Source organism: Lysobacter soli (assembly GCF_009755585.1).
GTDB lineage: Bacteria > Pseudomonadota > Gammaproteobacteria > Xanthomonadales > Xanthomonadaceae > Lysobacter_J > Lysobacter_J soli.
This window is the reverse complement of sequence record NZ_CP046603.1, coordinates 245,945-260,320: the sequence shown is the minus strand read 5'-3', so window position 1 is coordinate 260,320 and position 14,376 is coordinate 245,945. Positions and strand designations below refer to the sequence as shown.

The window sequence follows — 14,376 nt, the reverse complement described above, 5'->3', positions numbered from 1 at the left end:
CATCCGATGCCCTTCCACGAGCCGCGCTGGTCGGTGGACTACGTGCACGACACGCCGGAGTCCGTGCTCACGCAATCCGACGTGCTCGCCGTCATCGCCTTCGGGGCGAACGCGCCGCACGTTGACGATCCGCGTTACCTGCGCGTGGCGCTGGAACCGCACGGCGACGCGCCGCTGGAAGTCTGGCGCGCCGGCGGCGCCGTGCAGTTCGGGCGCGATGGCGACGTCGCGTGGGCCGACGATGGCGCGCTGCTGTTCGGCGCGATCGAACTGGACGAAGGCGAGGCCGATCCGACGGGCCGCATCAGCGACATCGAGGCCACGGCCGATCGCCTGTACCGCCGGCTGATGGAATTCGTGCAGCAGCGCGGCACGCCGCACCTGCTGCGCGTGTGGAATTACCTGGACGGCATCACCGTCGGCGAAGGCGACATGGAGCGCTACCGGCAGTTCTGCGTCGGCCGCGCGCGCGGGCTGGGCCAGGTCGATCCGAACACGCTGCCGGCAGCCACCGCGATCGGCCAGGTGAATCCTGATGGCGCGCCGCGTCGCCTGCAGGTGTACTGGCTCGCCTCGCGCGTGCCGGGCACGCCGCTGGAAAACCCGCGCCAGATCAGCGCCTATCGCTACCCGCGCCAGTACGGCCCGCAGCCGCCGAGCTTCGCGCGCGCGATGCTGCCGCCGGCCGGTAGCGCGATGCCGTTGATGCTGTCGGGCACCGCGGCCATCGTCGGCCACGAATCGCAGCACGCCGATTCGGTCGCGACTCAGCTCGACGAAACCCTCGCGAATTTCGACAGCCTCATCGCCGCCGCGCGCGCGCAGTGGCCGTCGCTGCCGACGCGCTTCGGCGCGCACTCACCGTTGAAGGTGTACGTGCGCGATCGCGACGAACTCGACGTGGTGGCGCGCGCGCTCGAAACGCGCCTGCCGCCGGAGGTGCCGCGCGTGGTACTGCACGCGGCGGTTTGCCGTCGCGAGTTGCGCGTGGAGATCGACGGGGTGCACGGGTAGTTCGGGATTCGGGATTCGGGATTCGGGATTCGGGATTCGCAGCAGCTTTCCCGAAGCCGTCATCCCGGCGAAAGCCGGGATCCAGGCCCGTAACGTTCGGGCACTTCCTATACGGCGAACCACTTCATCGTCATTCCAGCGAACGCTGGAATCCATTTTGATTTTCGAAGCCAACGGTCGCTCTGGTTCGAAGCAACTGCGCAGCGCTGTAACGCAACCGTCGGTCATCGCATCCGCTTCGTTGCCCCTCACCCCAACCCCTCTCCCGCAGGGGAGAGGGGCTTCAAGCCGTCATCCCGGCGAAAGCCGGGATCCAGGCCTGTCACGTTCGGGCACTCCCACCATGGCGAACCACCTCATCGTCATTCCAGCGAACGCTGGAAGCCATTTTGATTTTCGAAGCCAACGGTCGCTCTGGTTCGAAGCAACAGCGCAGCGCTGTAACTCAGCGATCGGTTACCGCATCCGCTCCGTTGCCCCTCACCCCAACCCCTCTCCCGCAGGGGAGAGGGGCTTCAAGCCGTCATCCCGGCGAAGGCCGGGATCCAGGCCCGTAACGTTCGGGCACTCTCGCCATGGCGAACCACCTCATCGTCATTCCAGCGAAAGCTGGAATCCATTTTGATTTTCGAAGCCAACGGTCGCCCTGGTTCGAAGCAAGAGCGCAGCGCTGTAACGCAACCGCCGTCCACCGCTCCCGCTTCGTTGCCCCTCACCCCAACCCCTCTCCCGATGGGAGAGGGGCTTCAAGCCGTCACTCCAGCGAACGCTGGAATCCATTTTGATTTTCGAAGCCTGCGTTCACGCTGGTTCGAAGCAACAGCGCAGCGCTGTAGCGCAGCGGCCAGTCACCGCATCCGCTTCGTTGCCCCTCACCCCAACCCCTCTCCCGATGGGAGAGGGGCTGAAAGCCGTCATCCCTCACCCCACTTTGGCTCTAGCTTGGCGCTTCCGCCCCACGCGTCGGGTATTTCACGAGCGAAAACAGCCGCTTCGTCGGATGACGCTGTTCCCGGGCCGCCGCACACCCTAAGCTCCACCTCGCTCGCGCCAGGTGCGCGCCGTCAACCGAAGGAGTCGTCGCAATGGGTCTGATCAGCCTGCTCTGGGGCATCGTCGCCATGGTCTGGATGGTCATCGCGCTGATTCCGCTGCTGGGATGGGGCAACTGGCTGCTCATCCCGTTCGCCGCGGTGGGCGCGATCATCGCCGCCATCGGCATCGCCTTCACCAGTCCGGGCAATCGCGGTCGCGCGAAGACGGGACTGGTGCTCAACGGCATCGTGATCGTCGTCGGCATCGTCCGCCTGGGCATCGGCGGCGGCATCATCTGAAGCCGTGTGCGCGCGTCGCAACGATGCGCGCGTGATGATCTTCTTCACATGCGCGATCCGTACGCGCACGCATGCATGGCCGCATTTTCCCGCTGAATACGTAGGCCGCGCGATGTTGCGGCGCAAGCTTGTCGCGTGCGTGGAAGCAGGCGCATAGTCGGCCTGGGCTGAAGGGGGAAGCCCACACCCAATCCCCACTGTCGATTCTTCGCGATGGCCATCGCGAGGGCGGAATCGACCGGGGGCATATCACCTTCAGATCGGGACGTGACCCATGAAAAGGATCGGATCCGCGCTTTGGTTGTCAGGTGTAGCGCTTGGACTGTGCTTCAGTGTCCAGGCCGCTGAATCCCAGTCCACGCAACATGTAATGGTCGCCGGCGTGAAGGTCGGCATCGACGCGGAAACCGGGCGTCTGCGTCCGCTCACCGCCGGCGAAAGCGCGCAGCTCGACCAGGCGCTCACGCAAGGCCAGCAGGCGAAGGTCGCTCCGGCGATGGCGAAGACGTTCGCCGCGCCGCGCGATGCCGCCGCCGCTCGCGCAACCGCGCGCAAGTCCGCGCACGGCGGCGTGTCGGTGAAGGTGCCCGAATCGATGATGAGTTCCGTCGTCGCGCATCGCGATGCATCGGGCCAGCTCGTCGTCGAACACACCGATCCGTCCGAGTCGACCGAAGCCCACAACGAGGAGCTGCTGAAATGAGAAAGCACCTTCTCGCCTGCGCGCTCGCCCTCGGCAGCGCATTCGCCTTCAACGCGTCCGCCGCGCAACTCGTGCTGCTCAACGGCGACGCGGGCACCGGCCTCGGACTGGACGATCCCACCGCCGCCGCGCCCGTCGGCCTCAATCCCGGCACCACGGTCGGCCAGCAGCGCCAGATCGTCTATCGCTTCGCGATGGACCTGTGGGGCGCGGTGCTAAAGAGCGACGTGCCGATCAAGGTCGGCGCCTCGTTCCAGCGACTGAACTGCACCGCCACCGGCGCGACGCTCGGCTCGGCCGGCGCGAACTGGATCGATCGCGATTTCCCGAACGCGCCGCGTCCGGGCATCTGGTACCACTCCGCGCTCGCCGATTCGCTCGCCGGCGTCGACCTGGATCCGATTCCCGAAGATCCGGCCGACATCGTGTCGCGCTTCAACGGCGATCTCGGCAAGCCCGACTGCCTCGCCGGCACGACGTGGTACTACGGCCTGGACGGCAAGACGCCCGCCGGCTCGATCAACTTCCTCAACGTGGTGATGCACGAGATCGGCCACGGCCTGGGCTTCCAGGGTTTCCTGGACAAGTTCACCGGCCAGTTCGGCGATTTCGACGGCACCGGTCCGCGTTCGGACGCGTACACGCAGAACGCGTACGACAACGTGCTGAACATCGGCTTCAACGATCCGGCCAGCACGGCGGCGCAGCGCGCCGAAGTGATGAAGACCTCCGGTCGCCTGGTGTGGTCCGGCCAGCGCGTGAAGAACGAAGCGGCGCTGGTGCTCGACAACCGCCAATACTTCACCGTGACGGCGCCGGCGGGCATCGCCGGGCGTTACCTGTACGGCACGGCGAGCTTCGGCCCGGTCGCGTCGCCGGCGAACTTCACCGGGCAGGTCGTGCTCGGCGTGGATGAAGCCAACGCCGCGGGCCCGACCACGGGCGATGCGTGCACGCCGCTGACCAACGCCGCGGCGGTGGCCGGCAAGATCGTGCTGGTCGATCGCGGCACCTGCGGTTTCGTGGTGAAGGCCGCGAACGTGCAGGCCGCCGGCGGCATCGGCATGGTCGTGGCCGACAACGTCGCGGGCAGCCCGCCGCCGGATCTGGGCGGTTCGGATCCGAACATCACGATTCCGGCGATCCGCATCACGCTGGCCGATGGCAACACGTTCAAGGCGAACCTGCCGGTGAACGTGACCTTCCAGGTCGATCCGGTGCTGCTGCAGGGCGCCGACGACACCGGCCGCGTGCGGCTGTACGCACCGTCGGTCGTCGCGGCCGGTTCGACGTTCTCGCACTACGACACCGCGCTGTCGCCGAACGCGCTGATGGAGCCGTTCGACACGCCGACGGTGCAGGCGCAGTACAACGTCGACCTCTCGCCGGCGCTGTATCGCGACATGGGCTGGAAGGTGAACACGGGCGATGCGCGCATCGGCAAGTGCAACACCACCGTCGACGTGCTCGAGCCGGGTGGTTTCATCGTCGGCGCGAACGTGCAGGCCTGGAACAACCTGTGCAAGACGTCCGCGAAGAACCCGGGCAAGTACGTGCAGTGCATGGTCGATCTGCAGCAGCGCCTGCGCAATGCGCACCTGATCCATCCGCTGCAGGGTGCGGGGATCCTGGTGTGCACGGCGACGAACCTGCGTCCGTAACGGTCGCGTCCGCTGTGTAATTCGAAACCGGCGCCGAAAGGCGCCGGTTTTTTGTCTGCGACGGTCGTGTCCTCCTGCTCCCCCTTGCTGACAGGGTGAGGTTGGGGCGGTTCCCGGCTCTAGCGCCGGGAACCTGATGTCCCGCTCGCTGCTTCGGAGCTCACACCCCTCCCCAACCCTCCCCTGCATGCAGGGGAGGGAGCAGGAAACGACGCGCGCACCGGACTGACGCGTCACGTGCTTCACGCGCCTTTAGCGCCCGCTCCCCGCTCATACCGCTTCGGCATGACCGCATGACGCACCCGCCTTTGTGCGGCGCGGGATGGCCGGCGACAGTCGCGCCGTGTCGCCGGATAACCTTCGGAGGCCCACCCTCCCCTTCACGGAAACCCGCCATGCCCAGCTATCGAACGCGAAGATCGTCCGTCCCCGCGCTTGCCGGCAGCGCGCTGGCGTGTGCCCTGCTCGCCTCGCCCGTCCACGCGCAGTCCAAGGCGCCGCTCACCGTCGAGGAACTCGCGCGACGCCTGCAGGCAATCGAGCAGCGCCTGGGCACGGCGCCCGCGGCGGGCGAAACCGTCGACGCGAACGGCCTGGCCGATCTCGACCAGCGCCTGCGCGTGATCGAACGCAAGCTGGACCTCCAGGCCGAGGAGGCCGAGGCCCGCGTCGCGAGCACGCCGGTCGTGAGCCTGACCGCGAACAAGGGCCTGTCGATCAAGTCGCCGCCGCCGGGCGACGTCGAACTGAAGTTCCGCGGCCTCGCGCAGGCCGACGGTCGCTTCTACATCGACGACGACGCCATCCCGCAGAACGACACCTTCCTGTGGCGCCGCGCGCAGCTAACGCTGGAAGGCAGCTGGGGCCCGCTGCTGGCGTTCCGCATCACGCCGGAGCTGGCCGGCGACAGCGTCACGCTGCTCGATGCATGGGCCGACCTGCGCTTCAGTCCCGCGGCGACGCTGCGCATCGGCAAGACGAAGGCGCCCGTCGGGCTCGAACGCCTGCAGGCCAGCAACGCGACCGAAGCGATCGAGCTCGGTTTCCCGAGCGAACTCGCGCCGGGCCGCGACATCGGCGTGCAGCTGCAGGGCGAAGTCGCGAAGAGCACCGTCAACTACGTCGTCGGCGTGTACAACGGCACGGTCGATGGCCGCGATGCGACCACGACCAACCCCGACAACAATTTCGAAGTGGCCGCGCGCGTGTTCGTCGAGCCGTGGAAGAACGACGCCAGCGCGCTGTCGGGCCTGGGCTTCGGCATCGCCGGCAGCCAGGGCGACAAGGAAGGCACCGGCAACAATTTCCTGCCGCGCTATCGCACGCCCGGACAGGTGCAGTTCTTCAACTATCGCAGTGCGGTGATCGCCGACGGCGAACAGACGCGCTGGTCGCCGCAGGCGTACTACTACCGCAACGCGTTCGGCCTGCTCGGCGAATACATCAGCTCCGAACAGGAAGTGCGGCTGCCCACCACGGGCGCGAACGCGAAGATCGAGAACACCGCGTGGCAGCTGCTCGCCGGCTACGTGCTCACCGGCGAGGACGCGGGATATCGCGGCGTCGCGCGGCCTAACCATCCCTTTACGGTCGGCGGTGCAGGCTGGGGCGCATGGGAACTGGTGGCGAGGTACGGTGAGCTGGAGATCGACGAGGACGCCTTCCCCGTGTTCGCCGATCCCAATGCCGTGGCGCAGCGCGCGAAGAGCTGGGCGCTGGGCGTGAACTGGTATCTCACCGGCAACTTCAAGCTCGTCGCCAACTACACGCAGACCGATTTCGACGGCGGTGCCGCCGCCGGCGCCGATCGCGAGGACGAGAAGGCGTTCTTCACCCGCGCGCAGTTCTCGTTCTGACCCTCACCGCCCTTCAGGAACCCCACTCATGAAAACCCTGATCCGCAACGCGGCGCTCGGTCTGGCCATGGTGCTCGCCACGGGCCTGGCGCACGCGAAGGACGTGCAGCTGCTGAACGTGTCGTACGACCCGACGCGCGAGTTCTACGCCGAGGTCAACCAGAAATTCGCGGCGCAATGGAAACAGCAGACCGGCGAAACGCTCAACATCCGCGCCTCGCACGGCGGCTCCGGCAAGCAGGCGCGCGCGGTGATCGACGGCCTGGAAGCCGATGTGGTGACCCTCGCGCTCGCCGCGGACATCGATGCCATCGCCACCAACGGCAAGCTGCTGCCGGCGAACTGGCAGGCGCGCCTGCCGCACAACAGCGCGCCGTACACCTCGACGATCGTGTTCCTCGTTCGCAAGGGAAATCCCAAGCAGATCCGCGACTGGGCCGACCTGGTGAAGCCGGGCGTCGGCGTGATCACGCCGAACCCGAAGACCTCCGGCGGTGCGCGCTGGAACTACCTGGCCGCGTGGGCGTGGGCATCGCAGGAATACCGCGACGGCGACAAGGTTGTCGATTACCTCACGCGCCTGTTCAAGAACGTGCCGGTGCTCGACACCGGCGCGCGCGGCGCGACGACGACATTCGTCGAGCGCGGCATCGGCGACGTGCTGCTAGCGTGGGAAAACGAGGCGCTGCTGACGCTCGGCGATGCAGACACGCGCGACAAGTTCGAGATCGTCGTGCCGAGCCTGAGCATCAAGGCCGAGCCGCCGGTGGCGTGGGTCGACAAGAACGTCGACCGCCATGGCACGCGCAAGGTCGCCGAGGCATACCTGCGCTACCTCTACACGCCCGAAGGCCAGCGCCTGGCGGCCAAGCACGGCTATCGCCCGGCCGAGCCCGACAAGGTGCCGGCGGCGGAACTGTCGCGCTTCCCGAACGTGAAGCAGGTGACGATCGACAGCGCGTTCGGCGGCTGGAAGAAGGCGCAGGCGGAGCATTTCGCCGACGGCGGGTTCTTCGACAAGATCTATCGGCCGCGGTGATTTGAACGCGCGCGGGCCGGCATGGGCCGCCCGCGCGCCTCCCGTTCCCCGCGTTTCCGCCGTCAACCGCGCTTTCTGCCGTCATCCCCGCTTTCCCGCCGTCATCCCCGCGAAGGCGGGGATCCATCTGTCCGAACTGGCACGTCATTCGGGAGTGGTGATGCATCGGATGCATGGATCCCGCCTTCGCGGGAATGACGGCAAAGCGCCGGTATTGCCAACCGTCGTCGATTGAAACCAACACGCAAGCGAACCCCCGCCCCCCGCAAATCCCATGTCCACCCTCGCCCCTCCCGCCCTGATTACCCGCCGCGGCCGACGACCGCTGCCGGGCTTCGGCCTGAGCCTTGGTCTCGGCCTGGCGTGGCTGAGCGTGGTGGTGCTGCTGCCGCTCGCGGCGCTCGCGCTCCGTGCGGCGGGACTGGGCGCGGAAGGCTGGCTGCGCGCGATCCAGGATCCGCGCGTGCAGGCGTCGTTGAAGCTGAGCTTCACCGCATCGTTCGTCGCGGCGTTGATCGCCTCCGTCGCCGGCGCGCTGGTCGCGTGGGTCGTCGTGCGCTACCGGTTTCCGGGTCGGCGCCTGCTCGATGCGCTGGTCGACCTGCCGTTCGCGTTGCCGACGGCGGTCGCCGGCATCGCGCTCACGGCGATCTACTCGGCCAATGGCTGGGTCGGCCGCTACACCGAGCCGCTCGGCATCAAGATCGCCTACACGCCCATCGGCATCACCATCGCGCTGATCTTCATCGGCCTGCCCTTCGCCGTGCGCACGGTACAGCCGGTACTGGAAGCACTGGGCCGCGAGCAGGAGGAAGCCGCCGCTTCGCTGGGCGCGTCGCGCCTGACGACGCTGCGCCGCGTCGTGTTGCCGGAACTGTTGCCCGCATTGCTCACGGGTTTCTCGCTCGCGTTCGCGCGTGCGCTGGGCGAGTACGGCTCGGTGATCTTCATCGCCGGCAACCTGCCGTACAAGACCGAGATCGCACCGCTGCTCATCACGATCCGCCTGGAGGAATACGACTACGGCGGCGCCGTCGCGATCGCCGCGTTGCTGCTGGCCGCCTCCTTCGTGTGCCTGCTGGCGATCAACGCGATCCCGCTGCTGTTCGCGCACGAGCGCAAGGGAGCCAGGCGCGATGTCTGACATCCGTCACCGCGATGACCTGCAGGAACCGGCGTGGCTGCGCGTTGCGCTGATCGCGCTCGCGGTGCTGGTCATGCTGTCGCTGGTCGTGCTGCCGCTGCTGATGGTGCTCGGCGCGGCGTTCGCGAAGGGATTCGGCACCTGGCTCGATTCGCTCACGCAACCCGACGCGGTGTCCGCGTTGAAGCTCACGTTGTTCACGGTGGCGATCGTGCTGCCGGTCAACGCGATCTTCGGCACGTTCATGGCCTGGGCGGTGACGCGCTTCGAGTTCCGCGGCAAGCAGTTGCTGCTGTCGCTGATCGACCTTCCCTTCGCCGTGTCGCCCGTCGTCGCCGGCCTGTGCCTGGTCCTGCTGTTCGGCTCGTACGGCTGGTTCGCGGAATTGCTGCGCGAGCACGACATCAAGATCCTCTTCGCGCGGCCGGGCATCGTGCTGGCGACGTTGTTCATCACGTTTCCGTTCGTCGTGCGCGAACTGATTCCGCTGATGCAGCAGCAGGGCGCCGACGAGGAACTCGCGGCGCGTTCGCTCGGCGCCAGCGGCTGGACGATGTTCCGTCGCGTGACGCTGCCCAACATCAAATGGGGCCTGCTGTACGGCGTGCTGTTGTGCTCGGCGCGGGCGATGGGCGAGTTCGGCGCGGTGTCGGTGGTGTCCGGCCACATCCGCGGGCTCACCAACACGCTGCCGCTGCACATCGAAATCCTCTACAACGAGTTCGACAGCACCGGCGCCTTCGCGGCCGCCTCGCTGCTGGCCGGCCTCGCCCTGATCACCCTGATCCTGAAGTTCTGGCTGGAGTCCCGCCATGGCGACGCCCTTGCGAAATCCCATCGTCGACACTGAGCCGTCCGAGTTCTTCGGCACGCCGAACGCGGCGTCCGCCCGGCCCGTGACGGCCGCGCATTCGACCGCGCCGGCCGGACCTGTCACGCTCGGCGCCGGCACTCCCGCACCTCGGCCATCCCGGAGCGGCATGGACCTGCACCTGCGCCAGCTCAGCAAGCGCTACACCGGCGTAGCCGCGCTCGACGGCGTGGACCTGCACGTCGAAGCGGGCGAACTGGTGGCGCTGCTCGGGCCGTCGGGTTCGGGCAAGACCACGCTGCTGCGCGTGATCGCCGGCCTGCTGCATCCCGATGCCGGCCAGGTGCTGTTCGGACGCGACGACGCGACGCGCCTCAGCCTGCGCGAACGCAACGTGGGTTTCGTCTTCCAGCATTACGCGCTGTTCAAGCACATGACGGTGGCCGAGAACATCGCCTTCGGCCTGCGCAGCCGTCCGCGCAGCCGGCGCCCGGACAAGGCGACGATCAAGCGCCGCGTCGAGGAACTGCTCGGCCTGATCCAGCTGCCGGGCTTCGGCGATCGTTATCCCGAACAGCTTTCCGGCGGACAGAAACAGCGCGTCGCGCTCGCACGTGCGCTGGCGATCGATCCGACGGTGCTGCTGCTCGACGAGCCGTTCGGCGCGCTCGACGCGAAGGTGCGCGTCGAACTGCGCCGCTGGTTGCGACAACTGCACGAACGCACGGGCCAGACGACGCTGTTCGTCACGCACGACCAGGAAGAGGCACTGGAACTGGCCGATCGCATCGTCGTGCTGCGCGAAGGCCGCATCGAGCAGGTCGGCACGCCGGACGAGATCTACAGCGATCCGGCATCGGCCTACGTGTTCGATTTCATCGGCCGCGCGAACGTGCTGGAAGGCGAAGTGCGCGGCGGCCGTTTCCATCTGCCCGGCCACGCGCGCACGTTCAGCGCCGACGGCGTGCCCGAAGGCGCGGCGCGACTGTACGCGCGTGCGCACGATGTCGCACCCGGTGAGGACGACGAGGGCATCGCCGCGCGCGTGGTCGCGGCGCACCGGCTCGCCGACCGCATCACGCTGGAATTGCATGTAGAAGGCCAGTCGCGCCCGGTCGAACTGGATTTCGCCGCGACGCCGGGCCTGACCACGCCCGCGCCCGGCAGCGAGCTGCGGCTGGTGCCTTTGCGGTATCGGGTGTATTCGAGCGCGGGCTGACGCTCCCGGACACATCGTCCCAGGCGAAAAGGCAAGCCCTGCCGCGGCGTACAATGTCGCGCCATGAGCACCTATCCCCATGCACGTCCGCGGCGGATGCGCCGCGATGAGTTCTCGCGCCGCCTGATGCGCGAGTCGGTCCTCACCACCAACGACCTCATCTACCCGGTCTTCGTGCATGAGCGTGACGGCCGCGATCCGGTCGCCTCGATGCCCGGCGTTGAGCGCCTGTCGATCGACGAACTGCTGCGCGTCGCGGACACCTGCAGCGAGCTGCGCATTCCGGCGATCACGCTGTTCGGCGTGCCCGACACCGAACGCAAGACGCACGACGGCGCGATCGCCTGGTCCGAGGACGGCATCGTGCAGCGCGCGGTGCGTGCGCTAAAGGAACGGTTCCCGCAGCTGGGCGTGATCACCGACGTCGCGCTCGATCCGTACACCACGCACGGACAGGACGGGCTGATCGACGAGAGCGGCTACATCCTCAACGACGTCACGGTGGAGGCGCTGGTGCGCCAGTCCATCTCGCACGCGCAGGCCGGCGCCGACGTCGTCGCCCCCAGCGACATGATGGACGGCCGCATCGCCGCGATCCGCGGCGCGCTCGAAGATGCGGGGCTCGTCAACACGCGCATCCTCGCCTACAGCGCGAAGTACGCCAGCGCCTTCTACGGCCCGTTCCGCGCGGCGGTGGGTTCGGCCGCGGCGCTGGGCAAGGGCAACAAGTACACCTACCAGATGGACCCGGCCAATTCGGACGAAGCGCTGCACGAAGTCGCGCTCGACCTGGAAGAAGGCGCCGACATGGTGATGGTGAAGCCGGGCATGCCGTACCTGGACATCGTGCGCCGCGTAAAGGACGAGTTCCGCGTGCCGACGTACGTGTACCAGGTGAGCGGCGAGTACGCGATGCTGAAGGCCGCCGCGCAGAACGGCTGGCTCGACGAGCGCGCCACCGCGATGGAAGCGTTGCTCGCGTTCAAGCGCGCCGGCGCCGACGGCGTGCTGACGTACTACGCGCTCGATGCGGCGCGCTGGCTGCGCGAAGGCTGAGCATGGGCGACGCCCCGACGACCGCGACGCTGCGACGCGCGCGCATCGGTGATGCCGCCGAGCTGGCGCGCCTGTCGGCGCAACTGGGCTATCCGCAGGCGACCGATGCATTCGAACGCCGCCTGCGCCGGCTGCTGATTTCGGCCGATCATCCGGTGCTCGTCGCGACCGACGACGACGCAACATTGCTCGGCTTCATCGCGATCGAACACCGGCTGATGCTGGAAACGGGCGATCGCGTCGAGATCGTCGGCCTCGTCGTCGACGATGCGGCCCGGCGTCGCGGGATCGGCCAGCAGCTGGTGGATGCCGCGCTCGACTGGGCGCGCGACATCGGCGTCGGCGAGGTGATCGTGCGTTCGAACATCGCACGCGACGAGTCGCATCCGTTCTACGAAGGCGCGGGATTCGAGCGCATCAAGACGCAGCACGTGTATCGCAGGCGCGTGGACCGCTGAGCGACGCCGCCCACTTCCTTCCATCCAGACGGGAGACGCATGGAACGCAACCGGATCGCCATCGTCACCGGAGGCAGCCGCGGCATCGGCGCGGCGACGGCCAAACTCGCCGCGCAGGCGGGCTATCGCGTGTGCATCGCGTATCGCCATCGCCAGAAGGAGGCCGATGATGTCGTGTCCGCCATCGAACGCGACGGCGGCGAGGCGATGGCGGTCGGCGCCGATGTCGGGCGCGAGGCCGACGTGATGCGGTTGTTCGACGCGGTGGATCGCCGCTTCGGCGAAGTCACTGCACTGGTGAACAACGCGGGCATCCTCGAACGCCAGATGCGCGTGGAGGAGATGGACGCCGAGCGCCTCACGCGCGTGTTCAACGCGAACGTCGTCGGCAGTTTCCTGTGCGCGCGCGAAGCCGTGCGTCGCATGTCGACGCGGCATGGCGGCCACGGCGGCGCGATCGTCAACGTGTCCTCGGTCGCCGCGCGGCTGGGTTCGCCGAACGAGTACATTGACTACGCGGCATCGAAGGCGGCCATCGACACGCTCACCGTCGGCCTGGCGAAGGAAGTCGCCGCCGAAGGCATCCGCGTGAACTGCGTGCGCCCGGGCTCGATCTACACCGAGATCCACGCCAGCGGCGGCGAGCCGGGCCGCGTGGATCGCGTGAAGTCCCGCATCCCGATGCAGCGCGGCGGCGAAGCCGACGAGATCGCGCGGGCGATCGTGTGGCTGCTGTCGGACGAGGCGTCGTACATGACGGGCAGCCTGGTGGATGTGGCGGGCGGGTTGTAGCGGCGACGGGCGTGGGCCGCATCATTCGTGTGCGCCTGGATGAACCGTCATCCCGGCGAAAGCCGGGATCCAGGCCCGTAACGCTCGGGCACTGCGCCGCCCGGCGAACATCCGCACCGTCATTCCAGCGAAAGCTGAAATGCATTCTGACTTTCGCCGTCACGCGCAACACCGCAGCGCTGTTCGATAGCCGCGACTCGATGCTTCCCCTTCGTTGCCCCTCACCCCAACCCCTCTCCCGGTGGGAGAGGGGCTCAAGGCACGTCGTCATCCCGGCGAAGCTCTACCCGACCCTCCCCGATCCCGCTCGGGGAGAGGGGCTGGAACTCACTGCACGCACCCGTCCTTCCTCGCCACCGCCGGCGCCTTCATCCGGTAGATGTCCAGCTTCCCCGCGCGCGGCGACTTCGCCGCGCCGCTGACGAGCAGTTCGCCCGGCTTGTTCCAGTCGATCGTCGGGCCAAGCGTGGTCGCATCGTCCGTGTTGAAGGACAGCGTCAGCGGTCCCGCGTCGTCGTAGCGCGCGCCATCGCAATGCGCGACGAACAATCGTACCGGCGTGCTCGCCGGATCCTGCGAACGCGCGTACACCAGCGTGCGGCCGTCGCCGAGCCACGCGGCATCGAATTCGTCCGCCTTCGTGTTGATGCCCGGCACGGGCTTGGGCTCGACGAACGCCGTGCCATCCCAGCGCGCGACGAACAGGTCGTGCCGACCGGCGCCGCCATGACCGTCGCTGGCGAACAGCAGGTGCCTGCCGTCGCGGCTGGGCGTGGGCGCCCATTCGTCGCCGCGCGTGTTGACGCCGCGGCCAAGGTTCTCGGCCGTGCCGAGGCTGCCGTCGGGCTTCACCGCGGCGCGGTACAGGTCGTCGCCGCCGATGCCACCGGGCCGGTTGGAGAAGAAGTACAACCAGCGACCGTCGGCGCTGAACAGCGGATCGAAATCGTTGGCGGACGAATTCACGTCGAGCGGGCGCGCGTCCTGCCAGCGGCCGTCCTTCAGGCGCGCCTGCCACAGGTCCCAGCCGCCGGCGCCGCCTTCACGATCGGTGCTGCCCCAGACGATATGCTGGCCATCCGGGCTGACGCTGCCGCGGATTTCGCTGGCCTTGGTCGACACCACGCCCATGCCTTCGATTCCGAATTCGGAAAGGAAGGCCGACGCCGGGCCGGACAACGCAACGCCGCCCACGATGAGCGCCGCCACTACACTGCCCACGCGGTACCTGCTGAACGAGGCGGGGCTGCGTCGCATCGTGCGTCTCCTTGGTGTGTGAACTCCAGTCT

Annotated in this window: 13 protein-coding genes; 12 read left to right on the top strand and 1 reads right to left on the bottom strand. The window is 67.9% G+C overall.

The window, feature by feature from the left end; genetic code table 11:
• Positions 1 to 6: 6 nt before the first annotated feature.
• The 12 genes from GOY17_RS01120 (at position 7) to GOY17_RS01065 (ending at position 13,087) form a co-directional block, all read left to right on the top strand.
• Positions 7 to 1,014, top strand: coding sequence for a chorismate transformation FkbO/Hyg5 family protein (locus GOY17_RS01120; RefSeq protein WP_157031542.1), 1,008 nt, complete (start codon positions 7 to 9; stop codon positions 1,012 to 1,014).
• A 1,085-nt stretch (positions 1,015 to 2,099) separates the two neighbouring features.
• Complete coding sequence (locus GOY17_RS01115; protein ID WP_115842731.1) at positions 2,100 to 2,348, top strand: hypothetical protein; 249 nt, start codon at positions 2,100 to 2,102, stop codon at positions 2,346 to 2,348.
• Between the two features lie 370 nt (positions 2,349 to 2,718).
• Positions 2,719 to 3,051 (top strand): post-PEP-CTERM-1 domain-containing protein, encoded by a 333-nt coding sequence (locus GOY17_RS01110; protein ID WP_157028945.1) that lies wholly within the window; start codon positions 2,719 to 2,721, stop codon positions 3,049 to 3,051.
• On the top strand, positions 3,048 to 4,712 hold the full coding sequence (locus GOY17_RS01105; protein ID WP_157028944.1) for a PA domain-containing protein: 1,665 nt from the start codon (positions 3,048 to 3,050) through the stop codon (positions 4,710 to 4,712). Before GOY17_RS01110 ends, GOY17_RS01105 begins: the two co-directional genes overlap by 4 nt.
• Before the next feature lie 395 nt (positions 4,713 to 5,107).
• Positions 5,108 to 6,568 (top strand): OprO/OprP family phosphate-selective porin, encoded by a 1,461-nt coding sequence (locus GOY17_RS01100; RefSeq protein WP_157028943.1) that lies wholly within the window; start codon positions 5,108 to 5,110, stop codon positions 6,566 to 6,568.
• A 28-nt stretch (positions 6,569 to 6,596) separates the two neighbouring features.
• Complete coding sequence (locus GOY17_RS01095) at positions 6,597 to 7,607, top strand: sulfate ABC transporter substrate-binding protein (RefSeq protein WP_157028942.1); 1,011 nt, start codon at positions 6,597 to 6,599, stop codon at positions 7,605 to 7,607.
• A 274-nt stretch (positions 7,608 to 7,881) separates the two neighbouring features.
• Positions 7,882 to 8,751 carry a sulfate ABC transporter permease subunit CysT gene (gene cysT / locus GOY17_RS01090; protein WP_157028941.1) on the top strand — a complete coding sequence of 290 codons (870 nt, stop codon included), beginning with the start codon at positions 7,882 to 7,884 and terminating at the stop codon, positions 8,749 to 8,751.
• On the top strand, positions 8,744 to 9,601 hold the full coding sequence (cysW, locus tag GOY17_RS01085; protein ID WP_157028940.1) for a sulfate ABC transporter permease subunit CysW: 858 nt from the start codon (positions 8,744 to 8,746) through the stop codon (positions 9,599 to 9,601). The genes cysT and cysW overlap by 8 nt, the downstream gene beginning before the upstream one ends.
• A gap of 130 nt (positions 9,602 to 9,731) precedes the next feature.
• Positions 9,732 to 10,781 carry a sulfate/molybdate ABC transporter ATP-binding protein gene (locus tag GOY17_RS01080; protein ID WP_157028939.1) on the top strand — a complete coding sequence of 350 codons (1,050 nt, stop codon included), beginning with the start codon at positions 9,732 to 9,734 and terminating at the stop codon, positions 10,779 to 10,781.
• Between the two features lie 63 nt (positions 10,782 to 10,844).
• Positions 10,845 to 11,837: a porphobilinogen synthase gene (gene hemB / locus GOY17_RS01075; protein ID WP_157028938.1), complete on the top strand. Its 993-nt coding sequence runs from the start codon at positions 10,845 to 10,847 to the stop codon at positions 11,835 to 11,837.
• Positions 11,838 to 11,839: 2 nt separating this feature from the next.
• A complete protein-coding gene (locus GOY17_RS01070; RefSeq protein ID WP_157028937.1) occupies positions 11,840 to 12,295 on the top strand; it encodes a GNAT family N-acetyltransferase in 456 nt (151 codons plus the stop codon).
• Between the two features lie 39 nt (positions 12,296 to 12,334).
• Entirely contained in the window at positions 12,335 to 13,087 is a 753-nt protein-coding gene (locus GOY17_RS01065; RefSeq protein ID WP_115842741.1) for an SDR family oxidoreductase, read from the top strand.
• Between the two features lie 327 nt (positions 13,088 to 13,414).
• On the opposite strand, the gene GOY17_RS01060 is transcribed toward GOY17_RS01065, so the two are convergent.
• Positions 13,415 to 14,344: a TolB family protein gene (locus GOY17_RS01060; RefSeq protein ID WP_157028936.1), complete on the bottom strand. Its 930-nt coding sequence runs from the start codon at positions 14,342 to 14,344 to the stop codon at positions 13,415 to 13,417.
• Positions 14,345 to 14,376: the final 32 nt, after the last annotated feature.